This window comes from Burkholderia sp. AU16741 (assembly GCF_002223345.1).
Taxonomy (GTDB): domain Bacteria; phylum Pseudomonadota; class Gammaproteobacteria; order Burkholderiales; family Burkholderiaceae; genus Burkholderia; species Burkholderia sola.
Window position 1 is genome coordinate 1,413,525 of record NZ_NKEZ01000003.1, and the last position, 25,453, is coordinate 1,438,977.

General features: G+C 66.2%; 20 protein-coding genes and 1 pseudogene. 2 read left to right on the plus strand and 19 right to left on the minus strand.

Annotated features, from left to right (window positions below; genetic code table 11):
• Nucleotides 1-2 precede the first annotated feature (2 nt).
• The gene (locus CFB89_RS08980) at nt 3-1,211 is read right to left on the minus strand and encodes an RluA family pseudouridine synthase (RefSeq protein ID WP_089467561.1); all 1,209 of its coding nucleotides are present in this window, start codon (nt 1,209-1,211) and stop codon (nt 3-5) included.
• 41 nt (nt 1,212-1,252) lie between these two features.
• Here CFB89_RS08980 and CFB89_RS08985 point away from each other — a divergent pair, with 41 nt between their 5' ends.
• Complete coding sequence (locus CFB89_RS08985; protein WP_089467562.1) at nt 1,253-2,077, plus strand: outer membrane protein assembly factor BamD; 825 nt, start codon at nt 1,253-1,255, stop codon at nt 2,075-2,077.
• Between the two features lie 121 nt (nt 2,078-2,198).
• On the opposite strand, the gene CFB89_RS08990 is transcribed toward CFB89_RS08985, so the two are convergent.
• The 3 genes from CFB89_RS08990 to CFB89_RS09000 form a co-directional block, all read right to left on the minus strand.
• On the minus strand, nt 2,199-4,457 hold the full coding sequence (locus tag CFB89_RS08990; protein WP_089467563.1) for an ATP-dependent DNA helicase: 2,259 nt from the start codon (nt 4,455-4,457) through the stop codon (nt 2,199-2,201).
• Between the two features lie 55 nt (nt 4,458-4,512).
• Nucleotides 4,513-4,728, minus strand: coding sequence for a YdcH family protein (locus CFB89_RS08995; protein ID WP_006478692.1), 216 nt, complete (start codon nt 4,726-4,728; stop codon nt 4,513-4,515).
• A gap of 76 nt (nt 4,729-4,804) precedes the next feature.
• Nucleotides 4,805-5,542, minus strand: a complete 738-nt coding sequence (locus CFB89_RS09000; protein WP_089467564.1) for a hypothetical protein — start codon at nt 5,540-5,542, stop codon at nt 4,805-4,807.
• 165 nt (nt 5,543-5,707) lie between these two features.
• Between CFB89_RS09000 and CFB89_RS09005 the strand changes: the two genes are divergently transcribed.
• Complete coding sequence (locus CFB89_RS09005) at nt 5,708-8,032, plus strand: Tex family protein (RefSeq protein ID WP_089467565.1); 2,325 nt, start codon at nt 5,708-5,710, stop codon at nt 8,030-8,032.
• A gap of 50 nt (nt 8,033-8,082) precedes the next feature.
• Here the strand turns inward: CFB89_RS09005 and CFB89_RS09010 are convergent, their stop codons facing one another.
• The 15 genes and pseudogenes from CFB89_RS09010 to ispG form a co-directional block, all read right to left on the minus strand.
• The gene (locus CFB89_RS09010) at nt 8,083-9,411 is read right to left on the minus strand and encodes an IS4 family transposase (protein WP_089466718.1); all 1,329 of its coding nucleotides are present in this window, start codon (nt 9,409-9,411) and stop codon (nt 8,083-8,085) included.
• Between the two features lie 168 nt (nt 9,412-9,579).
• A complete protein-coding gene (locus tag CFB89_RS09015; RefSeq protein WP_089467566.1) occupies nt 9,580-11,496 on the minus strand; it encodes a potassium transporter Kup in 1,917 nt (638 codons plus the stop codon).
• Nucleotides 11,497-11,769: 273 nt separating this feature from the next.
• Complete coding sequence (locus tag CFB89_RS09020) at nt 11,770-12,366, minus strand: phosphoribosyltransferase (RefSeq protein ID WP_179233391.1); 597 nt, start codon at nt 12,364-12,366, stop codon at nt 11,770-11,772.
• Between the two features lie 7 nt (nt 12,367-12,373).
• A complete protein-coding gene (locus CFB89_RS09025) occupies nt 12,374-13,720 on the minus strand; it encodes an adenylosuccinate synthase (protein WP_089467567.1) in 1,347 nt (448 codons plus the stop codon).
• 113 nt (nt 13,721-13,833) lie between these two features.
• Nucleotides 13,834-14,982 carry an ATP phosphoribosyltransferase regulatory subunit gene (locus tag CFB89_RS09030; protein WP_089467568.1) on the minus strand — a complete coding sequence of 383 codons (1,149 nt, stop codon included), beginning with the start codon at nt 14,980-14,982 and terminating at the stop codon, nt 13,834-13,836.
• A gap of 114 nt (nt 14,983-15,096) precedes the next feature.
• A complete protein-coding gene (locus CFB89_RS09035) occupies nt 15,097-15,288 on the minus strand; it encodes a DUF2065 domain-containing protein (protein ID WP_012328623.1) in 192 nt (63 codons plus the stop codon).
• A 36-nt stretch (nt 15,289-15,324) separates the two neighbouring features.
• A complete protein-coding gene (gene hflC, locus CFB89_RS09040; RefSeq protein WP_089467569.1) occupies nt 15,325-16,224 on the minus strand; it encodes a protease modulator HflC in 900 nt (299 codons plus the stop codon).
• A gap of 15 nt (nt 16,225-16,239) precedes the next feature.
• Nucleotides 16,240-17,586, minus strand: a complete 1,347-nt coding sequence (gene hflK / locus CFB89_RS09045; RefSeq protein ID WP_089467570.1) for an FtsH protease activity modulator HflK — start codon at nt 17,584-17,586, stop codon at nt 16,240-16,242.
• Between the two features lie 47 nt (nt 17,587-17,633).
• Nucleotides 17,634-18,806: a GTPase HflX gene (hflX, locus tag CFB89_RS09050; RefSeq protein WP_256979660.1), complete on the minus strand. Its 1,173-nt coding sequence runs from the start codon at nt 18,804-18,806 to the stop codon at nt 17,634-17,636.
• Between the two features lie 93 nt (nt 18,807-18,899).
• A pseudogene (gene hfq, locus CFB89_RS35270) lies at nt 18,900-19,130 on the minus strand (RNA chaperone Hfq); the annotation flags it as partial.
• 129 nt (nt 19,131-19,259) lie between these two features.
• A complete protein-coding gene (gene der / locus CFB89_RS09055) occupies nt 19,260-20,597 on the minus strand; it encodes a ribosome biogenesis GTPase Der (RefSeq protein ID WP_089467572.1) in 1,338 nt (445 codons plus the stop codon).
• Between the two features lie 247 nt (nt 20,598-20,844).
• Nucleotides 20,845-21,990 carry an outer membrane protein assembly factor BamB gene (gene bamB / locus CFB89_RS09065; protein WP_059645732.1) on the minus strand — a complete coding sequence of 382 codons (1,146 nt, stop codon included), beginning with the start codon at nt 21,988-21,990 and terminating at the stop codon, nt 20,845-20,847.
• Between the two features lie 41 nt (nt 21,991-22,031).
• Nucleotides 22,032-22,661, minus strand: a complete 630-nt coding sequence (locus CFB89_RS09070) for a tetratricopeptide repeat protein (RefSeq protein ID WP_089467573.1) — start codon at nt 22,659-22,661, stop codon at nt 22,032-22,034.
• Nucleotides 22,662-22,719: 58 nt separating this feature from the next.
• Nucleotides 22,720-24,060 carry a histidine--tRNA ligase gene (gene hisS / locus CFB89_RS09075; RefSeq protein WP_034207440.1) on the minus strand — a complete coding sequence of 447 codons (1,341 nt, stop codon included), beginning with the start codon at nt 24,058-24,060 and terminating at the stop codon, nt 22,720-22,722.
• Between the two features lie 20 nt (nt 24,061-24,080).
• Nucleotides 24,081-25,385, minus strand: a complete 1,305-nt coding sequence (gene ispG / locus CFB89_RS09080) for a flavodoxin-dependent (E)-4-hydroxy-3-methylbut-2-enyl-diphosphate synthase (RefSeq protein ID WP_027806072.1) — start codon at nt 25,383-25,385, stop codon at nt 24,081-24,083.
• Nucleotides 25,386-25,453: the final 68 nt, after the last annotated feature.

Genomic DNA, 25,453 nt, shown 5'->3' on the forward strand with positions numbered 1-25,453 from the left:
ACTCACTCCTCCTCATCGTCCAGGTACGGCTCGTCGTCGTGATACTCGTCGCCGAAATCGTCATCGTCGTAGACACCGTCGTCGTCGTCGAATTCCTCGTCGCCCTGCCCGAAACCGAGCGCCGCGACCAATGCGTTCATGTCGTCCGGCAGCGGGCAGCGCCACTGCATCGCCTTGCCCGTGACCGGATGCACGAGGCCGAGCCGCCACGCATGCAGCGCCTGTCGCGCGAATCCGTCCGGCAGCGGCGCGACCGAGCGCTTGCCGCGCGCGCGCCCGTAGACGGGATCGCCAAGCAGCGGGTGCCCGGCGTGCGCGCAGTGCACGCGGATCTGGTGCGTGCGGCCGGTTTCGAGATCGCACTGAATCGCCGACACCGGCTGACGTTGCCACAGGCATGTGTCAACCGTACGGAAATGCGTGCGCGCGGGCTTGCCCGACGCGCCGGTAACGACGGCCATGCGCGTGCGCTCGCGCGGGTCGCGGCCGATCGGCGCGTCGATCGTGCCCGCCTCGGGCATCGTGCCCCACACCAGCGCGAAATAGCGGCGCTTCACCGTGCGGGCCTGCAGCTGGCGCACGAGGTCCGTCTGCGCGGCCAGCGTGCGCGCCACGACCATGAGGCCGGAGGTTTCCTTGTCGAGCCGGTGGACGATCCCTGCGCGCGGCAGGCCGGCCGCCGCGTCGCCGTAACGATGCAGCAAACCGTTGAGGATCGTGCCGCTCCAGTTGCCGGCGGCCGGATGGACGACGAGGCCGGCCGGCTTGTTGATGACGACGAGCGCGTCGTCCTCGTAGATCACGTCGAGCGGCACGGGCTCCGGCGTGAACGCGAGCTGCTCGGGCAGCAGATCGGGCACGAGCTGGATCTTCGCGCCGAGCGGCACCGGCTGGCGGATCTTCGCCGGCGCGCCGTCGACGAGCACGCGCTGCGCCTCGATCCAGCTCTGCAGGCGGCTGCGCGAGAATTCGGGGAACAGTTGGGCGAGCGCCTTGTCGAGTCGTTCGCCCGCGAGCGACAGCGGCACTTCGACGACGCGCGGCGCATCGTCGCCCGCCGCGGACGGCACCACGGGCGGCTGCAATGCGTCGCCGGCCAGATCGTCATCGAGGGAATCCCCCGACGCAGCGTCGGCGGGCCGATCGCTTGGGCTATAATCTTCGCGATTTGGTGTGCCCGGCTGGGCATTCTGCGAACTTGAACGGGTCATTTAGACTGGGTCACCGAGACTTGAAGCTAGGACATGCGAGCATGATGAATTCGACCAAACGCACGGCCAGAACCGTCGCCGCCCGGGCTGCGGCGGTAGCGGCCGCGGCCCTCATCGCCGGCTGCCACGGCTTGCCGCAGAAGCAGGACGAGACGGCTACCTGGTCGAACAACAAATTATACTCAGAGGCCCAGGACGCACTGTCCGGCGGCGACTGGGGCAAGTGCGCGAAATATTTCGAATCGCTGCAAGGCCGCGATCCGTTCGGCCATTTCGCGCAGCAAGCGCAGATCAACGTTGCATACTGCAACTGGAAGGACAACGAAGCGGCAGCCGCCGACCAGGCCGTCGATCGCTTCATCCAGCTCCACCCCGATCATCCGGACATCCCGTACGCGTACTACCTGAAGGGGATGATCCACTTCAACGACGATCTCGGCCTGTTCGGGCGCTTCTCCGGCCAGGACATGAGCGAGCGCGATCCGCAGGCGCTGCGCGAATCGTACGATGCGTTCAAGGTCGTCGTCGACCGCTTCCCGAAGAGCAAGTACGCGCCCGACGCGGCCGCACGGATGCGCTACATCGTCAACGCGCTGGCATCGCACGAAGTGCACGCGGCCGACTACTACTACCGTCGTGGCGCGTATGTCGCGGCCATCAACCGCGCGCAGCTCGCGATCAAGGACTACAAGGGCGCGCCGGCGATCGAGGATGCGCTGCACATCATGATCCTGTCGTACGGCAAGCTGAACCAGCCGGAACTCGCCGAGGACACGAAGCGCGTGCTCGCGGGCACGTTCCCCGACAGCCCGTACGTGACCGGCCATGCGCGCCCCGGTACGAAGAAGTCGTGGTGGCAGTTCTGAAACACGGCGCGATGTAACACCCGTTGCGCATGCAAAAAACCCGGCCATCGAGCCGGGTTTTTTATTGGCGCCGCATTCGGGCGGCGCCGGGGCATTCATGCGCGGCGCGCCGCGTGTGCGGTCACGCGTGCTTGCCCGAGCGATGCTCGTCGAAGAAATCCTGCACGACCGCGATCTCGCGCGTGCGCTTGAACGGCGGCAGGCTTTGCCAGATCCGGCGCCCGTAAGGCTTGTCGACGAGCCGCGTGTCGCAGATCATCAGCACGCCGCGATCCGTCTCCGCACGAATCAGCCGGCCCGCGCCCTGCTTCAGCGTGATCACGGCCTGCGGCAACTGGTGCACGGCGAACGGGCTCAGCCCCTTCTTCGTCAATGCGTCGAGCCGCGCGGCCAGCACCGGATCGTCCGGCGGCGCGAACGGCAGCTTGTCGATCACGACCAGCGACAACGCATCGCCGCGCACGTCGACGCCTTCCCAGAAGCTCTGGCTGCCCACCAGGATCGCATTGCCGTACGCGCGGAAGCGGTCGAGCAGCTCGGTGCGGCTTGCGTCACCTTGCACGAGCAGCGGCGTGTTCCAGCCGCGCGATTCGATCACGTCGCGCAGCTTCGACGCGATCCGGTCGACCGCGCGCAGCGTCGTGCACAGCATGAACACGCCGCCGCCGGATGCCTCGATCGCCGGCAGCGCGGCATCGAAGACGGCATCGGTAAACGCCGGTGACGACGGCTGCGGCAGGTTGCGCGGCACGTACAGCAACCCTTGCGACTGGTAATCGAACGGGCTGGCGAGCGTCATCGAACGACGCGAGCTGAGGCCCATCTGCGCCGCGTAGTGCGTGAAATCGCCGCGCACCGACAGCGTGGCCGACGTAAACACCCATGCACGCGGCACGCCCGCCCGCTGCTTCGCGAAAATCGGTGCGACCGACAGCGGCGTTTCGTGCAGCTGCACGGTATGCGCGAACACTTCGACCCAGCGCACCTTCTCGTTCGGATCGCCGTCGGCGGCCGCCTTGTCGCCGGCTGCCGCCGCATCGGCCTTCGCGGCCGCTTCCGCCGCGCCGGGCGCGCCCCAGCCGGCCAGCAGGTCTTGCAGTTCGCGGGCGCGCCGCAAGCACGCGCCGAGCGATTCCGCGCGCTCGGCCTGGCCCGCGAGCGCCGATGCGAGCGCGTCGAGCGCAACGTCGAGCGCGTCGAGCGCACCGAACATCGGGTGATCGTCGCCGAGCTGCGCGAGCGACATGCGCACGATCTGGTCGTTCGCGAACGCGAGGCGCAAGTCGCGCGCCGCGCGCTCGAGATCGCCGCCGAGCTTCACCCACTCGACCGCGTCGCGCGCATGGCTCAGGCCTTCGGCCACCGTGTCGCGCGCGAGTTCGAGGATCTGCGTCGTCGACAGCGTCTCGCCGAAGAACAGCGTCGCCGTCTCCGGCAACTGGTGCGCTTCGTCGAAGATGATCGTGTTCGCGTTCGGCAGCAGTTCGGCCATCCCCGTGTCGCGCAGCATGATGTCCGCGAAGAACAGGTGATGGTTGACGACGACGACGTCGGCCTGCTGAGCCTCGCGCCGCGCCTGCATCACGAAACATTCCTTGTAGTGCGGGCATTCCTGGCCGAGGCAGTTGTCGCGCGTCGACGTGACCATCGACCACACGGGCGCGTTTTCCGGCACGCTCGCGAGTTCGGCCTTGTCGCCGCTCTTCGTGATTTTCGCGAAGCGGACGATTTCCTGCAGATAGGCCGTATCCTGCCGCGACGGCAGCCGGCCGTTGTCGGCCGTGCGTTGCAGGTAGTAGTGGCACAGGTAGTTGGCGCGGCCCTTGAGCATCGCGACCGTCACCGGCACCGCGAGCGCATTGCGCACGGTCGGGATGTCGCGCTGGAACAGCTGGTCCTGCAGGTGCTTCGTGCCGGTCGACACGATCACCTTGCCGCCCCACAGCATCGCGGGCACCAGATACGCGTAGGTCTTGCCGGTGCCCGTGCCGGCCTCGACGATCAGCGTGTTGTCGCCTGCGTCGCCGTCGGACTCGGTTGCCGCGGCATCCTCCGCGGCCGGCCCGGCCGGCCCGGCCGGCTTGTCGGCGTCGCCCAAGCGGCGCGCCGGCCGCTTGCGGGTTTCGAAGATCTCGGGCTCGGGCATCCGTCGCGCCGACGCTTCCATCGCGGACGCGACCGCGCGCGCCATCTCGATCTGCGACGTGCGCGGCCGATAGCCGTCGAGCGCGCGCGCCAGCAACCCGCCTTCGCCGAAGATCGTGTCGAGTTCGTCGACGCGCTTGCGGCTCAGCTCGAAGGTGCCTTCGGGCGCACGAGCGCGCCCGGCGGACGTCGTGTCACGTCGGGCATCGGGGGTGGCTTCAAGCGGTGAATTCAAGGCAAGCGTTCCTGTGTCCAGCGCCCGGGCGGCGCCGGCGCTTGCCAGGCCGCGCTCAGGCGCGCTTATCCGGTTCGAGCTGCGATTGCAGCAAAATGATTTTGTCCTTGGCCGCCAGCTTTTCCTTCTTCAGGCGGTGCAGCGTGATGTCGTCGATGTCGGAGTGTCCTTCCTTCAGCTCGATCTCCCGAGCGAGCTGCTGGTGCTGCTCCTGCAATGCAGCCAAACGGTTGTGCAATTCCTGCTGCTGTTCCGTGTGACGGTTTTGCATACTTGCCTCCTCATCGAAGCAGCGCGACGGCCGGCATGCCGACGCGCCCGAGACTGATCCCGATCAATTCAACACGTTACTGCCCCTGCTGTTGCTGCTGTTTGGCCTTCTCGGCCGCTTCCTGCTGACGCCGCTCGACATCGGCCTTGTGCTGCGCGGCTTCCTTCTGCTTCTGCTCGTAGCGCGTGGCGTTGTCCGCCCGCTCCTGCGCCTTCTGCGCCGCCTGTTGGCGCGCCTGGTCGAGCTTGCGCTGGAAATCCGCCTGCTTCTGGTCGTATGCCTGCTTGCTCGCCGCACGTTGCGGCCCTTCCGCGCCGCGCTGCGCCTGCTTCAGTGCATTCTGCTCCTGCTTGTCGCGGAATGCAGCCGCGTTGGCCGCGTCGTTCGCCGCCCGCTGCGGTGCTTCCGCCGCGTTCTGGGCCTGCTTCAGCGCCTGCTGCTGGTCGCGCTGCTGCGCCCGCACCGCACGCTGCTCGTCGTTGAGCGCGAGCTGCTCCTGGCGGATGCTAGCCCGCTCCTCGCGCATCTGGTCGCGCGCCTTGCCGAGACAGTGATTGACGAAGAACTTGCTATAGCAATCGTGCTCCGCCACCGCATAACGATAATCGTTTTCCGCGGAGCGTTGATTGAGCACTTTTTGACGGGCGTCGAAATCCGGGGCGGCCGAGGCGGCAACGGACGCGGACGCGGCGGCGTCCGAGGCCTGCGCGAATGCGCCGGAAGGCCCGGCAGACAAAGCCGCGGCGAGCGCTGCGCCGAGCGCGACGAGAGAAATACGGGAAGTTGGCAACGTCGTAGGAAAGCTGCGGGACATGTGTCAAATTCTATCACCCCCGGCTGGACGCTCCGCCATTTATGGCAAAATGCCCCGCTTCATTCACCCGCGGCCTCCGGCCTCGCCGGGCCCGCCGGGCAGCCCGCCGCTTCGGGCCTGCCGGCCCGCGCCGCGATTTCAGCAGGCAGACAGACCATCCACGACATGACGGAAACCGTAGCACTCAAGATCGTACAGCGCATCGCCACCGAACTGTCCGTCCAGCCGCGCCAGGTCGCGGCGGCCGTGCAACTCCTCGACGAAGGCTCGACCGTTCCGTTCATTGCCCGGTACCGCAAGGAAGTGACCGGCAACCTGGACGACACGCAGCTGCGCCAGCTCGAGGAACGCCTCCTGTACCTGCGCGAGCTCGAGGATCGCCGCGCCGCGATCCTGTCGAGCATCGACGAACAGGGCAAGCTGACCGACGAACTGCGTGCCGCGATCGACGCGGCCGACAGCAAGCAGGTGCTCGAGGACCTTTATCTGCCGTACAAGCCGAAGCGCCGCACCCGTGCGCAGATCGCCCGCGAGGCCGGCCTCGAGCCGCTCGCGCAGGCGTTGCTCGCGAACCCGCTGCTCGACCCGCAGGCCGAGGCGGCCGCCTATGTCGACGCCGACAAGGGCGTCGCCGACGTGAAGGCCGCGCTCGACGGCGCGCGCGACATCCTGTCCGAGCAGTTCGGCGAGACGGCGGAGCTGCTCGGCAAGCTGCGCGACTACCTGCACAGCCAGGGCGTCGTGTCGTCGGCCGTCGTCGAGGGCAAGGAAAACGAGGAAGGCGAGAAATTCCGCGACTATTACGACTACGCGGAAACGATCAAGACCGTGCCGTCGCACCGCGCGCTCGCGCTGTTCCGCGGCCGCAACGCCGGCGTGCTGACGATCAAGCTCGGCCTCGGCGAAGAACTCGACGCGCAGGTGCCGCACCCCGGCGAGGCGATGATCGCGCGCCATTTCGGCATCGCGAACCAGAACCGGCCGGCCGACAAATGGCTGTCCGACGTCTGCCGCTGGTGCTGGCGCGTGAAGGTGCAGCCGCATATCGAAAACGAACTGCTCACGCAGTTGCGCGAAACGGCCGAAACCGAAGCGATCCGCGTGTTCGCACGCAACCTGAACGACCTGCTGCTCGCCGCGCCGGCCGGCCCGAAGGCCGTGATCGGCCTCGACCCGGGCCTGCGCACGGGCGTGAAGGTCGCGGTCGTCGACCGCACCGGCAAGGTGCTCGCGACCGACACGATCTACCCGCACGAGCCGCGCCGCGACTGGGACGGCTCGATCGCGAAACTCGCGCGCATCGCCGCGCAGACGCAGGCCGAGCTGATCAGCATCGGCAACGGCACCGCGTCGCGAGAGACCGACAAGCTCGCGAGCGAATTGATCGCGAAACACCCGGAGCTGCGGCTGCAGAAAATCGTCGTGTCGGAGGCCGGCGCGTCGGTCTACTCGGCGTCCGAGCTCGCCGCGAAGGAATTCCCCGAACTCGACGTGTCGCTGCGCGGCGCCGTGTCGATCGCCCGCCGCCTGCAGGACCCGCTCGCCGAGCTCGTGAAGATCGAGCCGAAGGCGATCGGCGTCGGCCAGTACCAGCACGACGTGAACCAGCGCGAACTCGCCCGCTCGCTCGACGCGGTCGTCGAGGATTGCGTGAATGCGGTCGGCGTCGACGCGAACACGGCGTCGGCCCCGCTGCTCGCCCGTGTGTCGGGCCTGAACGCGACGCTCGCGCGCAACATCGTCGACTACCGCGATGCGAATGGCCCGTTCCCGTCGCGCGAGCATCTGCGCAAGGTGCCGCGCCTCGGCGACAAGACCTTCGAACAGGCCGCCGGCTTCCTGCGCATCAACGGCGGCGAGAATCCGCTCGACCGCTCGTCGGTGCACCCGGAAGCGTATCCGGTCGTCGAACGGATGCTCGCGAAAATCAACAAGCGTATCGACGACGTGCTCGGCAACCGCGAAGCGCTGTCGGGTTTGTCTCCGGCGGAATTTGTTGACGAACGTTTCGGCCTGCCGACCGTGCGCGACATCCTGGCCGAACTGGAGAAGCCGGGCCGCGATCCGCGCCCGGAATTCAAGACGGCCACGTTCCGCGAAGGCGTCGAAAAGGTGTCGGATCTCGTGCCGGGCATGACGCTCGAAGGCGTCGTGACGAACGTCGCCGCATTCGGCGCGTTCGTGGATATCGGCGTGCACCAGGACGGTCTCGTCCACGTGTCCGCGATGTCGACGAAGTTCATCAAGGATCCGCACGAAGTCGTGAAGGCCGGCCAGGTCGTCAAGGTGAAGGTGATCGACGTCGACGTGAAGCGCCAGCGCATTGCGCTGACGATGCGGCTCGACGACGACGCGGCCGCGCCCGGCATGGCCCCGCGCGGCGGCCAGGATCGCGGCAACGCGGGCCGCGGCGCCGCCCGCCCGCAGCGTTCGCGCGAGCCGGAACCGGCCGGCGCGATGGCCGCCGCATTCGCGAAGCTGAAACGCTGAGCACGCGAAGCGTCGACGCACAAAAAACCCGCCGAAAGGCGTAATGCCGTTCAGTTAAGGTTCTTTTTAAGGACACGGACGGCATAGCGTTTTGGCACAGCCTTCACGGCCCGCTCGAATTTTCGAGCGGGCCGTTCTTCTTTGAGTAGCGCGACCAGACGTAGTCGCAGTCGTTGCAGCAGGGCTGGGAGTTTGCCCTGCGCACGGGTAACCGCGGCCCAGTGCAATTCGTACTGGATGACGTGGAAGGCGCGCACGAAGCTAATCTCGGTCGGCTCGCACTTCACCGCAAGCGCGGCCTTGGCAATCTCCAATCGCACGAGGTTGTAGGCAATCAGCGCGCCCCAGATTTCCTGATACACCCCCTCAACGCTGCGGCTGCGCAGGATCGGCGCCATGCCCATCATCGTCTGCTTGAGTTCTCGATAGCTGGTTTCAATTTGCCAGCGGCGCGCATAGCAGGCCACGATATCGGCGCTCGTGTAGCGTTTTCGGTCGAACAGTGACGTCAGCAGTACGCGCTTGCGGGCACTTGAGTCGACCAGGGTGACGGCTCGCGCCTGCCACACCTCTGGCAGGTCCGGGCATTTCTTGCGTGCCTGGGGCGACACGCGCATGCTTACCACCGCATCATCAGGCGTTCCCTCGATGACTTCCCATTTGGTGTTGGCCTTGGCCGGGATGAGGAAGTGACGGTTCGAACCCGCGCGGCTCAAGCCACACAGGATTTCTGCAGATAGAAACCCCTTGTCGAATACCGTCAGCGAATCATCGGGGATGGCGTCGAGCAGATCCTTGGCATATAGCATCTCGTTCGTGCCATACGGACCGAACGCCGCGCTGCGGATCAGGTGCGTGGGCACGGCAGTCAGCGTCACGCCACGGACCTGCGGATAACTGGCGATGGTGTTGCCGGCATAAACCTGGGCGCCGAAATGAGCCCGATGTTCGGGGGTGTCCGCCGTCCTGAGCGTCGTGCCATCCATCGCAAACAGGCTCAACCCCTTGAACAGGTATTGTTTGCGGTCCTGCTCGGCCCACGCCTTGGCCGACAATTCGAACAGCGCCTTCAGTGGTTGCGCGCCCAGGCGCTGCCGGGCCTGAGCGACAGCGCTCTTGCTGACGAACGGCGCCTGCATATCCGGTAGCGCAAGATCGAGATCGTCGACAACCTCGCTGATCGATTGATGCCGATACAATGCCAGCGCAATAACCAGCCAAACAACCTGTTCAGCGGGCAAGCGGCGTTGCCGGATGCTCGCCCGTCCCGTGTAAGCCACCACCTGCTCAATCCACTCGTAGGGCAAGTGCTCACCCAGACGAGCCCAGTCGGGCGTCTCCTGTTCTTCAGCGAGAAAATTCAGGGTGTCATCAAGCATGGCGACGCAGGTTAACAGCCTCCATCACCGTTTACAACACCCAAAACAAAAATGCCGTTCAGTTCTTAACTGAACGGCATTAGCCGAAAGGCGGGTTTTTTATTGCTTCGGCGAAGCGCGCGGCCTGCTCGGCATGGCCGCCGCATGGGGGCGGCCCCACCGCGCCCGTCAGATCTCGATCTTGGTGCCGAGCTCGACGACGCGGTTCGCCGGAATCGAGAAGAAGTCGGTCGGTTTCGCCGCGTTCTGATGCATCCACGCGAACACGCGTTCGCGCCAGATCGACATGCCGGGCAGATGCGTCGGCACCACTGTTTCGCGCGCGAGGAAGAACGAGGTGTCCATCAGTTCGAACGTCATGTCGTGCGTGCGGCCGAATTCCTCGAGCACGGCCTTCACGTCCGGCGTCTCGTTGAAGCCGTACTCGGCCTTGACGATGTACAGGCCGCCACCCGCATCGCGCGAGCTCAGGCGCTTGTCGTCGCGCACGTACGGAATGTCGCGCGTGACGAACGTCAGGAAAATGGTCCGCTCGTGCAGCACCTTGTTGTGCTTCAGGTTGTGCAGCAGGCTGACGGGCACGAGCTTGTCGTTGCCGGTCAGGTAGATCGCGGTGCCCGACACGCGGTGCGGCGGATGCGCGAGCAGCCCCTGCAGGAACGGCTCGAGCGGGATACCGTCGGCCGCCGTGCGTTCCTTGACGATGTGACGCCCCTTGTACCAGGTCATCAGCAGGAAGAACAGCAGCGCGCCGATACCGAGCGGCAGCCAGCCGCCCTGCGCGACCTTCAGCAGGTTCGCGCCGAAAAAGCCGAGGTCGATCGCGAGGAACACCGCAATGATCGCGCCGACCAACAGCCGGTTCCAGTTCCATACCTTGACCATCACGACGCACGCGAGCACGGTCGTGATCACCATCGTCGCCGTCACCGCGATGCCGTACGCGGCCGCGAGGTTGTCCGAACTCTTGAAACCGACGACGATACAGAGGATCACGAACAGCAGCAGCCAGTTCACGACCGGCACGTAGATCTGGCCGATCGCGAGTTCGGACGTATGCAGCACCTTCATGCGCGGCACGTAGCCGAGCTGGATCGCCTGCGACGTCAGCGAATACGCGCCCGAGATCACGGCCTGCGACGCGATCACGGTCGCGACCGTCGACAGCACAACGAGCGGCAGCAGCCCCCATTCGGGCGCCAGCAGGAAGAACGGGTTTTCGATCGCTTTCGGATTCTGGATCAGCAGCGCGCCCTGGCCGAAGTAGTTCAGCACGAGCGACGGCATCACGAGCCCGTACGCGGCGTACCGGATCGGCTTTGCACCGAAGTGGCCCATGTCCGCGTAGAGCGCTTCCGCGCCGGTCAGCACCAGCACGACCGAGCCGAGTACGACGTAGGCCTGCAGCAGGTGGTCGGCCATGAACGACGCCGCGTAATACGGATTGATCGCCGCGATGATGCCCGGCACGCGCATGATGTGGTACACGCCGAGCGCCGCGATCACGACGAACCACAGCACCATGATCGGGCCGAACAGCTTGCCGACCAGTGCGGTACCGTGCCGCTGGATCCAGAACAGCGCGATCAGGATCACGATCGTGATCGGCAGCACGAGATGGGACAGGTGCGGCGTCGCGATCTCGAGACCTTCGACGGCCGACATCACGGAAATCGCCGGCGTGATCACCGCGTCCCCGTAGAACATGCACGCGCCGAATATCCCGAGCGCCATCAGCGCGCCCGCAACCCGGGTTTTGGAGTCCAGCGGCCGCAGCGACAGCGCCATCAGCGCGAGCACACCGCCTTCGCCGTTGTTGTCCGCCCGCATCACGAACAGCAGGTATTTGACGCCGACCACCAGCACGATGGCCCAGAACAGCAGCGAGATCACGCCGAGAATCGACGCTTCGGTCAGCGGAATGCCGTGCGCGGGGCTGAACGCCTCCTTCAGCGCATACAGCGGGCTGGTGCCGATGTCGCCAAACACGACGCCGATGGCTGCTATCGCTAGCGCCCGCATCGAGTGTTGTTGCGTCGAATGCGGCGAATGGGCGGCGTCGGTCGCGTGGGTCGTGTCGTTCATATGAAGCGTAATAATCGGGTCCGGGTCGGACAAAACGAGCGCTATTCTACTCGCGCCCCCGTGAAACGCCGCCCTGCCGTGTTGCCGTGGAACCACGTGATCCACGTGACGCATGCAATCCGACGCGACCTGTGGCAGGGCAGCCATCATAGCCGCGGCCGCGCCCCCTGCCTATCGGGTGCGCACCGCGCACCACGTGGCGCACCGCGCGCGCCAACGAAAAACGGCGCCGCAAGCGGCGCCGTACAAGGCTGTCCTTCGATCGGCCGGCGCTTACGCGTCCGAACCGTCGCGCTGCGCGCGACCGCGCTTGATCCACGCCTCGAGGTTGTGCGGACGAACCGTGTCCCACTCCTCGAACGGCTGATGGATCCACGGATTCGTCGGCAGGAACTGCGTGTGATAGTCGGGCTTGACCTTCGAGCACCCCTTGTACCAGAGCACGGCCGAACGCACGGCCGTGACCGCCGGATAGCGCTCCTTCAGGTGCTCCTGCACGCGCGCGAGCGTGACGCCCGAATCGACGAGATCGTCGACCAGCAGCACGTTGCCCGCGAGATGGCCGCGCGTCATCGTGATGTACTGCGCGATGTCGAGCTCGCCCTGCTCGGTGCCGGCCGCTTCCCGGTACGAACTCGTCGCGAGGATCGCCAGCGGCACGTCATAGATGCGCGACAACTGGTCGCCGACGCGCAGGCCGCCGCGCGCGAGGCACAGGATCTGGTCGAACTTCCAGCCCGAGGCGTGCACCTGAAGCGCGAGCAGTTCGATCAGACGGTGATACTCGTCCCAGCCTACCCACAGGTTCTTGTCGTCGTTGCGCGGATCGGTCATCAAGTCTGCCGCCGTCATCGTGATTTGCTGCGTCATCTGGGTCTTACACCTTGAACGGATGGCGGAGCAGGATCGTTTCGTCGCGGTCCGGGCCCGTCGACACCATGTCGACCGGCACGCCAGCCACTTCCTGGACGCGGGCGAGGTAAGCCTGCGCATTCGCCGGCAGCGCGTCCCACGTATTGATCCCGACGGTGCTTTCCTTCCAGCCCGGGAACGTCTCGTACACCGGCTCGCAACGCGCGACATCGACCGCGCCGCGCGGCAGGATGTCCACGTCCTTGCCGTCGACCTGGTAGCCGACGCACAGCTTGACTTCATCGAGGCCGTCGAGCACGTCGAGCTTGGTCATGCACAGACCCGACACGCCGTTGATCTGGATCGAGCGGCGCAGCGCAGCCGCATCGAGCCAGCCGGTGCGGCGCGGACGGCCGGTGACCGAACCGAATTCCTTGCCGACGTTCGCGAGCGTGACGCCGATCTGGTCCTGGCGCTGCGGGTTGTCCGCATCGTACAGCTCGCTCGGGAACGGGCCCGAGCCGACGCGCGTGCAATACGCCTTCGTGATGCCGAGGATGTAGTTGAGCTTCTGCGGACCGACGCCCGCGCCGGCCGACGCCGCCCCTGCGACGCAGTTGCTCGACGTGACGAACGGATAGGTGCCGTGATCGATGTCGAGCAGCGTGCCTTGCGCGCCTTCGAACAGCAGGTTCTGGCCCGCGTTGTTCGCATCGTACAGGCGGCGCGACACGTCGGCCACCATCGGTTTCAGGCGATCGGCATAGCCAAGCATCGTGTCGAGCGTGGCCTGGAAGTCGACGGCCGCGCCGCCCAGATACTGGGTCAGCACGAAATTGTGGAAATCGAGATTTTCGCGCAGGCGATCGGCGAAGGTCTTCGCGTCGAACAGGTCCTGCACGCGCAGCGCGCGGCGGCCGACCTTGTCTTCGTACGCGGGGCCGATGCCGCGGCCGGTCGTGCCGATCTTGCCGGCGCCCTTGCGCGCTTCGCGCGCCTGGTCGATCGCGATGTGGTACGGCAGGATCAGCGTCGTGGCTTCGGAGATGAACAGACGGTCGCGTACGTTCACGCCGGCTTCTTCGAGCTCGCCGATTTCCTTGAACAGTGCTTCGGGGGACAGGACGACGCCGTTGCCGATGTAGCAGGCGACGCCTTCACGCATGATGCCCGACGGAATGAGGCGCAAGATCGTTTTCTTGCCGCCGATGATGAGGGTGTGGCCGGCGTTGTGACCGCCCTGGAAACGCACGACGCCCTGAGCGTGGTCCGTCAGCCAGTCGACGATCTTGCCCTTGCCTTCATCACCCCATTGCGTTCCCACGACGACGACGTTGCGCCCGGGAGTCACGTTCACTGCGCTGGCAGACATGTTGATTCGTTAGCTGGTTAAAAACGTATTCTACCTATGTTCGCGGGCGTTTCCGAATTTTTCCGTTTCGCTTCAACGATATGCACGCCGAAGCACGGCCCGCGAACACCTCTTTATCGGGGTTCGACCATCCATGCGCCGTTACGCTCGACGAGCGAACGATCGCACGCGAACTCGTCGAGCACGTGGTCGTGGCCCGGCAGCGCCTGGATCACGACTTCGCCCGCATCACGCAGCGCCGCGACGGCCGCGCCCAGCGCGTCGTCCTGTGCCCACGGCGCGAGAATCGCGGTACCGCGCGCCTCGACCGGCGAAATCCGCGCGAGTTCGCGCAGGTCGAGCGAGAAGCCGGTTGCCGGACGGGCGCGGCCATAGGCCTGCCCCACGTGGTCGTAACGGCCGCCGCGCGCGATCGCGTTCGGCACGCCGTCGACGTATGCGGTGAACATCGCGCCGCTGTGGTACGCGTAGCCGCGCAGGTCGGCGAGATCGATCGCGACTTCGACGCCCTTCGCCTGCGACGCGAGCTGCGCCAGATCGTCGAGCGCTCGCGTGATTTCGGGCAGTACCGGCAGGCGCGTACGCGCCTCGGCCAGCACGCTCGCGTCGCCGTAGAGGTTCGGCAGCGCGCGCAGCGCGGCGCGCGTATCGGCGCCGAGATCGTCGGTGAGTTCGTTCAGCAGCGGCACGTCCTTGCCCGACAGCGCGTCGTACAGCGACTCGCCGCGTTCGGCGGCCTGCGCGTCGCGCGCCAGCAGCGCCGCAAGCACGCCCGCGTGACCGAGGTCGAGACGGATGCGCGACAGGCCTGCGAGATGCAGCGCGTCGAGCATCAGTTGCTGGATCTCGAGATCGGCTTCGAGCCCGGCGTGGCCGTAGATTTCGGCGCCGATCTGGATCTGCTCGCGCGTCGCGTGCAGGCCGCGCGGGCGCGTATGCATCACGTGGCCCGCGTAGCAGAGGCGCGTCACGCCCTGACGGTTCAACAGGTGAGCATCGATGCGCGCGACCTGCGGCGTGATGTCCGCGCGCAGGCCGAGCGTGCGGCCCGACAGTTGGTCGACCAGCTTGAAGGTGCGCAGGCGCAGATCGGCGCCGCCGCTCGTCAGCAGCGACTCGAGGTATTCGAGCAGCGGCGGCATCACCATTTCGTAGCCGTACGAGCGGAAGCGGTCGAGCAGCCTGCGGCGCAGCTCCTCGATCTTGCGCGCTTCCGACGGCAGCACGTCGGCGATATTCTCGGGAAGTAACCAGGTCGACATCGGTACGGTCCTACGACGGGAAACGGCGCGCGTCACGCGCGCCGCGAGTTGAATCGGAACTTCGAAATCAGGGCGGAACGAACGGCGGATGCGCCGTCCGGATCGCGGCGCCGGTCAGGTCGCGAGCAACAGCAGCACGAGCCCGAGCACCATCACGATCAGCCCGCCGATCCGGATATGATGCGGCGGCCGTTCCGCTATTCTACGAAACGTGTCACGCCATGCGGACGGAAACACGAAGGGGAATGCGCCCTCGATAATCAGCATCAGCGCTACTGCGAGCAACAACGAGCCAGCCAGGTCCATGCGAGCGACGGCGCCGCTCGACGCGGCGCCCCAAGGTCAATGTTTGCGGGGAGCAGGCGCCGCCGGTGCGGCACCGCCCGTCGGGCTGCGCATGAAGCGGAAGAACTCGCTGTCGGGATCGACGACGATGATGTCGTTGCGCTTGAACGTGTTCCGGTAGGCCTGCAGGCTCGCGTAGAACTGATAGAACTGCGGATCGCGGCCGAACGCGTCGGCGGCGATCGTGGCGGCCTTCGCGTCGCCCTCGCCCTTGATCGTCTGCGCGGACTTGTACGCGTTCGCGAGCACGGCCTGCTGCTCGCGTTCGGCGTCGGCCTTGATCTGCTCGACGTCGGCCGCGCCTTGCGCACGCACCTGGGCCGCCTGATCGCGCAACGCGGCGATCATCCGTTGATAGACGGCTTCCGTCTGCGCGGCAGGCAGGTCGACACGCGTCAGCTGGACGTCGACCACGTCGACGCCGAAAGCGGACGCTTGCGCCTTCGCCGCATCGCGCGCCGCATCGGCGATCGCGCGTTGACTGCCGAGGGCATCGTCGAGCGCGCGCTTGCCGAATGCGTCGCCGAGCGCGCCCTTCAACGCGCCGGACAGCCGTTCGGCCGCAGCCGCCGGGTCGCCGCCCGTCGCGGTGAAATATTTCATCGGATCGCTGATCCGGTACTTCACCGTGTACGCGACGAGCAGGTCGTGCTTGTCTTCGGTCGCCAGTTGCAGCGGATCGGACGATTCGAGCGATTGCAGGCGCGTGTCGATCAGCGTGGCCGTCTGCAGCGGCGGCGGCAGCTTGAAGTGGACGCCGGGCCCCGCGAGCTCCGGCTGCGTGCCGTCGCGACCCGACAGCACGGCTGCATGGCGCGGATCGACGGTGAGGACCGTCGACGAGGCCGCGAAGGCAACGATCACGATTGCGACGACGAGCGCAATGATTCGGTTCATGTTCTGCGTTCCCCGTTACTTCGTATCGTCTTCACGCGAGCGGCTGCGAAACGCTTCGCGCGATCGCAGCACGTCGACACCCGACGCGGTGACGGCCGGTGCGGCGCTCGCCGGTGCGGCTGCGGCCGCCGCCGGCGCCGTGGCCGCCGGTGCCGACGCCGCATCGGGCGCGGACGCGCCGGTCGACGCCGCGGCGTTTTGCCGCCCCTGCTCGACGAGCTTGTCGAGCGGCAGGTACACGACGCTGTTGCCGCCCTTGTTGCCGATGAACACTTTCGTCGCGTTCGAATAGATTTCCTGCATCGTCTCGAGGTACATCCGCTCGCGGATGACCGCGGGCGCCTTCGAGTACTGCGCATAGACCTGCTTGAAGCGGTCCGCGTCGCCCTCGGCTTCCGTGACCACGCGATCGGCATACGCCTTCGCTTCGTCGACGAGCTTCGCCGCATCGCCCTGCGCCTTCGGCAGCAGGTCGCTCGCATACGCCTGCGCGGCGCGCTTCGCGGCCTCGCGCTCGTCGCGCGCCTTCGCGACTTCGGCGTATGCGGCCTGGGTCTGCTCGGGCGCCGCGACGCTCTGCATCGTGACGGCCGTCACCTCGAGCCCCGACTGGTAGCGGTCGAGATCGCGCTGGATCACGGTGGAAAGCTGCTCGCGCAGCGCATCGCGATCCTGATTCAGCATGTCGGCCGCGCTGCGCGTGCCGACGATCGCGCGCACCGCGGCTTGCGCGGCCTGCGACACGCTGCGCTCGGGATCGACGCTGCGGAACAGGTAATCGGTGGCGGAACGAATCCGGTACTGGACGATGAAGCGCACGTCGACGATGTCGGCATCGCGCGTCAGCATCGCGGCTTCCTTCACGTTCGCGAGACGCACGACGTTGTTGCGGCCGATCTCGATCGAGCGGACCTGCGACGTGTCGACGATCTCGTGCGACGCGAACGGATACGGCGCGCGCCAGTGCACGCCCTGGCCGACCGTGCCCGACAGCTTGCCGAGCTGCAGCACGACGCCCGTCTGGCCTTCCTGCACGACGAACAGCCCGCTGCCCGCATACACCGCGACCAGCACGCCGATCACGATCCCGACGCCGACCCGTGCGGCCCGGCCGTTGTCAGGACGAAAGCCGTTGCCGCCCTTGCCGCCGAACAGGCCGCTCAAGCGCCGGTTGAAGTTGCGCCACATCTCGTCGAGATCGGGCGGACCATCGCCGTCGCCGCCTGGCGGGCGCTTCGATTCGTTCGCGCGCGGACGGGATCCGTCCTTGCCATTGCCTTCGCCGCGTCCCCAGCGGGGATCGTTGATCGACAGCAAGGCGCGCATCCGCCGCCAGGTACTCCGCTCGTTGTATTCGTTCACCAGAGTTTGTTCACCAGATTAGACGCCGACGAACCGGCCGGGACCGGTTAGCGCCCGTGTTCGGAAATCGTGTGGTCTTCGTGTGGTTCAGCGGACGTGCCATCGAGCGCGTCGGGTAACGTCGCGCTGGAAAGGTGTTCCGCGGAGGCAATTTCGGCGATGGCGGCACGCAACGTATCGAGACCCTGACCGGTGCGCGCGCTCAAAAAGACGCGCGAAATATTACCATACTCGTCACGCTCGACCGCGTCGCCGCGGGCCGCCAGCTCGGGTACGGCGTCGATCTTGTTGAATACCAGCACCTGGCGGATCGTGTCCGCGCCGATCTCGTGCAGCACGCCGTTGACCTGCTCGATCTGCTCGAGCCTGACCGTGCTCGACGCATCGACCACATGCAGCAGCAGATCCGCGTGGATCGTTTCCTCGAGGGTCGCGCGGAACGCCGCGACGAGCTGGTGAGGCAGTTCGCGAATGAACCCGACCGTATCGGACACGACGATCTGCCCGACTTCGTCGCCGAGGTACACGCGCCGCGACGTCGTATCGAGCGTCGCGAACAACTGGTCGGCCGCGTACGCCTGCGCTTTCGTCAGCGCATTGAACAGCGTCGACTTGCCCGCGTTCGTATAGCCGACGAGCGACACCGACATCGTGCCGCTGCGCGCGCGCTGCCGGCGCTGCGTGCTGTGCTGGCGGCGCAGCCGGTCGAGCCTCGACTTCAGCATCTTGATGCGTTCGCCGATCAGCCGGCGGTCGGTTTCGAGCTGGGTTTCGCCGGGGCCGCGCAGGCCGATACCGCCCTTTTGCCGTTCGAGGTGGGTCCACGCGCGAATGAGCCGGGTCGACAGGTATTGAAGCTGCGCGAGCTCGACCTGCAGCTTGCCTTCGTGGCTGCGGGCGCGCTGCGCGAAGATGTCGAGGATGAGGCTCGTGCGATCGACCACGCGCCTGTTAAGCGCTTGCTCCAGATTACGTTGCTGGGCGGGCGCCAACGCGTGGTTGAAGATGACGATTTCGACGTTGTGCGCGTCGCAGGCAAGCCGCAGTTCTTCGGCTTTGCCGCTGCCGATGAACATCTTGGCATCGGGACTGGCGCGACGACCCGTGAGGGTGACGGCGGGACAGGCCCCCGCACTGGAGGCGAGAAGACTGAGTTCTTCGAGACTGGCTTCGAAATCGGTCTTGCCGAAATCGATGCCGACGAGCGCTGCGTTGATCAAATTATCGGGTGTCAAGATAAGGCGGCTGGCATCGGTCGCTCGCGGCGACCGGATGCCGGCCGCTGCGATAGGTTGGGACGAGGCTTCCGCGTCCGGGTGGAAATTCACCGGGCGCGCCGGCACGACCGTCGAGATGGCGTGCTTGTAAACCATCTGGGTCACCGTATTACGGAGCAACACGACGTACTGGTCGAACGATTCAATGTTCCCTTGAAGCTTGATGCCGTTGACGAGGTAGATCGAAACGGGAACGTGCTCTTTGCGCAGTGCGTTCAAAAACGGGTCTTGTAACAATTGCCCTTTGTTGCTCATGGCGTACTCCATCTTTTTTTGCAGGTTGATCTGGATTGGCGGCGAAGAAAAAGAGATCCGGCGCCAATCGCTACACTATAGCTGATTTTGCCTGCCCCGCCCGGCCACTGGCCATGCGGCCGATGCCTTGCGGGGCGTGCTTCAGCCCTTGTCCGCGTACGGGTTGTTCGACGAACGGAACTCTATGCGCAATGGAGTCCCGGTCAGCGAGAAAGTTTCGCGGAACCGGTTTTCGAGGTAACGCTTGTAGGTCTCCGTCACCGCGTCGAGCGCATTGCCGTGGATCACGATGATCGGCGGATTCTGGCCGCCCTGGTGCGCATAGCGCAGCTTCGGGCGCACCGGGCCGCGACGGCGCGGCTGCTGGAATTCGACGGCCTCGATCAGCGCGCGCGTGAGCTTCGGCGTCGGCAGCTTCGCCATCGCCGCCGCGTACGCGTCATCGACCGAGCGCATCAGCGCGCCGATACCCGTCTTCTTCGCGGCCGAAATGAAGTGCGATTTCGCGAAGTCGAGGAATTTCAGCTTGCGGGTCAAATCCGCTTTCGCGCGGTCGCGCGCGTGATCGTCGAGGCCGTCCCACTTGTTGACGCCGATCACGAGCGCGCGGCCCTGCTCGACGACGAAGCCGGCGATGTGCGCGTCCTGGTCGGAAATGTCCTGCTGCGCATCCAGCAGAAGAATGACGACGTTCGCGTCGGAGATCGACTGCAGCGTCTTCACGACCGAGAACTTCTCGATCGCCTCGAACACCTTGCCGCGGCGTCGCAGGCCGGCCGTGTCGATCAGCGTGTATTTCTTGCCGTTACGCTCGAAGTCGACGTAGATCGAGTCGCGCGTCGTGCCCGGCATGTCGAACGCGATCACGCGGTCTTCGCCGATCAGCGCATTCACGAGCGTCGACTTGCCGACGTTCGGGCGGCCGACGATCGCGATCTTGACGCCGCGCGACGGATCGTCCTCGTCCGCTTCCTCGGGCTGGCCCGCATACGCGACTTCCAGCGCCTCGTTGATCATGTCGGTCACGCCATCGCCGTGCGCGGCCGAGATCGCGCGCGGATCGCCGAGCCCGAGCTCGTAGAAATCCGTCGCGACCGCCGTGTACTTCATCCCCTCGGCCTTGTTGACGACGAGGAAGATCGGCCGGCCGGTCTTGCGCAGGTAGTCGGCGATCGACTTGTCCTGCGGCGCGAGCCCATTGCGGCCGTCGACGATGAACACGACGACGTCGGCTTCCTCGACGGCCTGCCGCGTCTGGCGCGCCATTTCGTGCAGGATGCCGTCCTTCGCGACGGGCTCGAAGCCGCCGGTATCGACGACCAGGTACGGCCGCTCGCCGACGCGTCCTTCGCCGTAATGGCGATCGCGCGTGAGGCCCGGCAAGTCGGCGACCAGCGCATCGCGCGAGCGCGTGAGCCGGTTGAACAGCGTGGATTTCCCCACATTGGGGCGCCCAACGAGGGCAATGACCGGTTTCATCTGTGTTTTCTACGGTGAAGCGCAGCAGCGGGAGGCCCGCTGCTGCGGGCGGCTGCGCTGAATGAAAATATCACGAATTCGGGCCGCGCCGGATGCGTGCGCCCGGCGCGCGTTGCGCGCCGTCGTCTTTCGTCTCGAACTGCCTTTCAAATACCGAGCGGCCGGGAACGCCGGCCGCCTTCAAGTCGCGCGGCCGCGGCGCGCGGGATCTGCCCGCCGCGCCACGGCCGTGCCTGTTTCCTGCGCGTCAGCGCGGGCGGAACCCGTACAGGCCGCCGTCCTTCGTCTGCACGACGAGCGTATTGCCCGCGAGGACCGGCGCCGCCGTGATCGCGCTGCCGTCGGTCTTCATCCGCGCGATGAAGCTGCCGTCTTCGCGCGACAGGAAGTGCACGAAGCCCTTGTAATCGCCCATCACGACCGCGTGCCCGAGCAGGTACGGCACGCCGACGTCACGGCTCTTCAGCTTGTCGTTACGCCAGAGCTGGTTGCCCGTGGCCGCGTCGTACGCGGTGACGACCGACCAGTCGTCGCCGCCGGCAACCACCGAATCGTCCTGCGCGAGGCCGCTGCGGCTCGAGAACGGCTTTTCCCACAGCGGCCGACCCGAATTCGCATCGAAGCAGCCGAGCTGCCCCTGGAACGTCACCGCACAGGTTTCCGCGCCCACGAGCGTCGGCGGGCCGCTGACGTCGTTGATGCGCTCGACCTCGGTCACGCCCTTCGGGAACGACACCGGGGTCTGCCAGAATGGCTCGCCCGTCTGCAGGTTGATCGCGACCAGACCGCCGCCCGGGAAGCCCGCGAGCACGGCCGCGTCGCCGGCGAACGTCATGCCGGCCGACACGCGCAGGTTCAGCGGCACCGCACGGTTGCGGTAGTTCCACTTCTGCTCGCCCGTCTGCGCGTTGAACGCGATCACCTGGCCGTCGATCGTGCGGACGATCACGAGGCCGTTGCCGACGAGCGGCGGCGAGAAGATCTCGCCCTGCACGGTGGTCTTCCACAGCTGCTTGCCGTCCGGGCCCAGCACGAACACGCCGCCCTTCAGCGCACCGACCGCAGTCAGGTTGCCGTCGCTGCCGACGCCGGCCGACAGGTCCGAACCGACCTTCGAGCGCCACAGCGTCTGGCCCGTCTTCGCGTCGATCTTCTCGACCGACCCGTTTTCGCCCGCCGCGTAGACGGCGTCACCCACGGCCACCGGCGAGAACAGGTAGCGTCCGCCCTTGCCGACGCTCGCCTTCCAGACCTGTTGCACGTCCATGACGGGCTTGAACTCGGTGAGCGGCGTCGGCACGCGGCGCGCGTCCTTCGACGACGAGCAAGCCGCCAAAGCGAGGACAGCCGCCGCGCAGGCAACGGGCACAGCGTAACGTTTCAGCAAATTCATCGGATAGCGAAGCAGAGTTAAGAGGTTGAGGGGACCGGGATTCAGCCGCCGAGCGCGTCCAGCTTGAACTGCACGAGCTGGCGCGCGGACTGGTCGTCCTTCGACAGGCCGTCGAGCGCGAGCTTGTAAGCCGCGCGCGCATCGTCGGTCTTGCCTTGCGCGGCAAGCAGATCGCCGCGACGATCGGCCACGAGGCCCTTGAATGCATCGACCGGCGTACCCGAGAGCAGCGCGAGGCCCGCATCGTATGCCTTCTCGTCGAGCAGCAGCGACGCGAGACGCAGCTTCGCGATCTGCTTGTACTCGTCGTCCTTGGCGTGATCGACGGCCCATTGCAGCTGCGCCTTCGCGCCTGCCGCGTCGCCGGCCGCATACAGCGTCTTCGCGGCCGCGAGCGCCGTCATCTGCGCATACGGCGTGCTGCCGAACTTGTCTTCCATGTCCGCAGCCGCGCGGGCCATCGGCGCCTTGTCGTTCGCGGCGGCGGCCTTCTGGACCTGCTCGTACAGCCCGGACGCCTCGGCAGCCTGACGGCGCTGCCAGTAGTTCCAGCCGTTGAAACCGGCCGCGACGACGAGCGCCGCGAGCACGATCCACGTGGTGAGGTTGCCCCAGCGGGCCCACCACGCCTTGAGACTTTCAATCGATTCTTGTTCGTCGTGATAACTCATCGGCGAGCGATTCCTTCTTCCTGTTCAGGCTTTTCTTGTCGAGCGGATGCCAGCGCGATCAGTCGTCGCCGTCTTCGGCGGATGCAACCATCGCATTGATTAGGAATTCGGTCAAGCTTTCGACCGGTACGGTCTGCTGAACGTTCTTTTCCCCTTCCGCACCCGCGCCGCGCAACGCTTTCACGCCCACCGTGCCGTTCGCGACCTCTTCTTCGCCGAAGATCACCGCGAACGCGGCGCCGCTCGCATCGGCCCGCTTCATCTGCGACTTGAAGCTTGCCGGCGCGCCGTCGGCGCTGCAGTGGAAGATCACGTCGAGGCCCGTGTCGCGCAGGCGCTCGGCCGCGATGAACGCCTGTTCGCGCGCGGTCTCGCCCTGGTGCACGACGTACACGTCGACGCCTTCCTGCTCGGGCGCGAGATCCTCTTCCTTCAGCAGTTCGAGGATCCGCTCGATGCCCATCGCCCAGCCGCACGCGGCGGTCGGCTTGCCGCCGAGCTGCTCGATCAGCGGATCGTAGCGACCGCCGGCCGCAACCGTGCCCTGCGCGCCGAGCTTGTCGGTTACCCACTCGAACACGGTCAGGTTGTAATAATCGAGGCCGCGCACGAGACGCGGGTTGATCTTGAACGGAATGTTGTTCGCGAGCAGCAGGCGCTGCAGTCCTTCGAAGTGCGCGCGCGATTCGTCGCCGAGGAAGTCGATCAGCTTCGGCGCGTTCTGCGCGATCTCCTGCAACGCGGGATTCTTCGTGTCGAGCACGCGCAACGGGTTCGTATACAGGCGGCGCTTCGCGTCCTCGTCGAGCACGTCGGCGAACTGCTCGAGGTACTTGATCAGTTCGACGCGGTGCGCGGCGCGCTCCTCGGCGAGGCCGAGCGAATTGATCTCGAGCTTGATGCCGGTCAGGCCGAGGTCGTCCCACAGACGCTGGCACATCATGATGATCTCGGCATCCGCATCGGGACCCGCGAAGCCGAGCGCCTCGACGCCGACCTGGTGGAACTGGCGATAGCGGCCGCGCTGCGGACGCTCGTGACGGAACATCGGGCCGATGTACCACAGGCGTTTCGGGCCGTCGTACAGCATGTTGTGCTCGATCGACGCACGCACGACGGCCGCGGTGTTTTCCGGACGCATCGTCAGGTTCTCGCCGTTCAGCGCGTCGGTGAAGCTGTACATCTCCTTCTCGACGATGTCCGTGACCTCGCCGATGCCGCGCGTGAAGAGCTGCGTGTGTTCGACGATCGGCGTGCGGATGTTCTGGTAGCCGTACGCGCGCAGCAGCGATTTCACGGTAGCTTCGAAGAATTCCCACAGGCCGGCATCCTGCGGAAGGATGTCGTTCATGCCTTTGACGCCGGTGAGCTTCTCGATCTTGCGTTTCTGTTCAGTCATCGTTCGTGTGTGTGGACGAATTAGTTCAGGGCCTCGGTGCGGCCGTAATTGCGCGCGACGTAGTCGCTGACGATCTGCTGGAATTCCTCGGCGATCCGCTCGCCGCGCAGCGTCTTGACCTTCTCGCCGTCGATGAAGACGGGCGCGGCCGGGTTCTCGCCCGAACCCGGCAGGCTGATGCCGATGTTCGCGTGCTTCGATTCGCCCGGGCCGTTGACGATGCAGCCCATCACCGCGACGTTCATCTTTTCGACGCCCGGATATTCCTTGCGCCAGGCCGGCATCTGCTCGCGCAGATACGTCTGGATCTGCATCGCGAGTTCCTGGAACAGCGTGCTCGTCGTGCGGCCGCAGCCCGGGCACGCGATCACCATCGGCGCGAACGAGCGCAGGCCCATCGTCTGCAGGATTTCCTGGCCGACGATCACCTCGCCCGTGCGCGACGCGCCCGGTTCCGGCGTCAGCGAGATGCGGATCGTGTCGCCGATCCCTTCCTGCAGCAGCACACCGAGCGCTGCCGTCGACGCGACGATGCCCTTCGAGCCCATGCCGGCCTCGGTCAGCCCGAGGTGCAGCGCGAAGCCGCAGCGGCGGCCGAGTTCGCGGTACACGGCGATCAGGTCCTGCACGCCGCTGACCTTGCACGACAGCACGATGCGGTCGCGGCCCAGGCCGAGCTCGACCGCGCGTTCGGCCGAGCCGATCGCCGACTGGATCAGCGCCTCGTACATCACGCTCTGCGCGTCCCACGGCTGCGCCCGCGCGCCGTTCTCGTCCATCATGCGCGCAAGCAGGTCCTGGTCGAGACTGCCCCAGTTCACGCCGATCCGCACCGGCTTGTCGTACTTCGCCGCGGCCTCGATCATCTGCGCGAACTGCGTGTCGCGCTTCGCGCCCTGGCCAACGTTGCCGGGGTTGATCCGGTACTTCGACAGCGACTCCGCGCAGCCGGGGTAGTCGCGCAGCAGCAGGTGGCCGTTGTAGTGGAAATCGCCGACGAGCGGCACGGTCACGCCCATCCGGTCGAGCTGCTCGCGAATCGCCGGCACGGCGGCCGCGGCTTCGGGCGTGTTGACCGTGATGCGCACCAGTTCGGAGCCCGCATTCGCGAGTTCCTTGATCTGGATCGCCGTGCCGATCGCATCGGCCGTGTCGGTATTCGTCATCGACTGCACGCGCACCGGCGCGTCACCGCCGATCGTCACGAGTTGCCCGCCCCAGCGGACATCCACCGCATGCGATACGCGGCGCGGCTGATGCCCGCCGAACACCGGCTCGGTTGAACAAATCTGACTGCTGCGTGGGGATTGAGCTTCGGATTGCATCGATAGATCCATTTACGCGGAATGCGCCGCGACGCGGCGCATGAATTGAAAAAGCGCCGTGCCCTCAC

Excerpts from the sequence above, each read along its gene's own strand:
- CFB89_RS08980 (WP_089467561.1), bottom strand. The coding sequence starts at position 1,211 with ATGACCCGTTCAAGTTCGCAGAATGCCCAGCCGGGCACACCAAATCGC.
- CFB89_RS08985 (WP_089467562.1), top strand. The coding sequence starts at position 1,253 with ATGATGAATTCGACCAAACGCACGGCCAGAACCGTCGCCGCCCGGGCT.
- CFB89_RS08995 (WP_006478692.1), bottom strand. The coding sequence starts at position 4,728 with ATGCAAAACCGTCACACGGAACAGCAGCAGGAATTGCACAACCGTTTG.
- CFB89_RS09000 (WP_089467564.1), bottom strand. The coding sequence starts at position 5,542 with ATGTCCCGCAGCTTTCCTACGACGTTGCCAACTTCCCGTATTTCTCTC.
- CFB89_RS09005 (WP_089467565.1), top strand. The coding sequence starts at position 5,708 with ATGACGGAAACCGTAGCACTCAAGATCGTACAGCGCATCGCCACCGAA.
- CFB89_RS09010 (WP_089466718.1), bottom strand. The coding sequence starts at position 9,411 with ATGCTTGATGACACCCTGAATTTTCTCGCTGAAGAACAGGAGACGCCC.
- CFB89_RS09015 (WP_089467566.1), bottom strand. The coding sequence starts at position 11,496 with ATGAACGACACGACCCACGCGACCGACGCCGCCCATTCGCCGCATTCG.
- CFB89_RS09020 (WP_179233391.1), bottom strand. The coding sequence starts at position 12,366 with ATGACGCAGCAAATCACGATGACGGCGGCAGACTTGATGACCGATCCG.
- CFB89_RS09025 (WP_089467567.1), bottom strand. The coding sequence starts at position 13,720 with ATGTCTGCCAGCGCAGTGAACGTGACTCCCGGGCGCAACGTCGTCGTC.
- CFB89_RS09030 (WP_089467568.1), bottom strand. The coding sequence starts at position 14,982 with ATGTCGACCTGGTTACTTCCCGAGAATATCGCCGACGTGCTGCCGTCG.
- CFB89_RS09035 (WP_012328623.1), bottom strand. The coding sequence starts at position 15,288 with ATGGACCTGGCTGGCTCGTTGTTGCTCGCAGTAGCGCTGATGCTGATT.
- hflC (WP_089467569.1), bottom strand. The coding sequence starts at position 16,224 with ATGAACCGAATCATTGCGCTCGTCGTCGCAATCGTGATCGTTGCCTTC.
- der (WP_089467572.1), bottom strand. The coding sequence starts at position 20,597 with ATGAAACCGGTCATTGCCCTCGTTGGGCGCCCCAATGTGGGGAAATCC.
- bamB (WP_059645732.1), bottom strand. The coding sequence starts at position 21,990 with ATGAATTTGCTGAAACGTTACGCTGTGCCCGTTGCCTGCGCGGCGGCT.
- CFB89_RS09070 (WP_089467573.1), bottom strand. The coding sequence starts at position 22,661 with ATGAGTTATCACGACGAACAAGAATCGATTGAAAGTCTCAAGGCGTGG.
- hisS (WP_034207440.1), bottom strand. The coding sequence starts at position 24,060 with ATGACTGAACAGAAACGCAAGATCGAGAAGCTCACCGGCGTCAAAGGC.
- ispG (WP_027806072.1), bottom strand. The coding sequence starts at position 25,385 with ATGCAATCCGAAGCTCAATCCCCACGCAGCAGTCAGATTTGTTCAACC.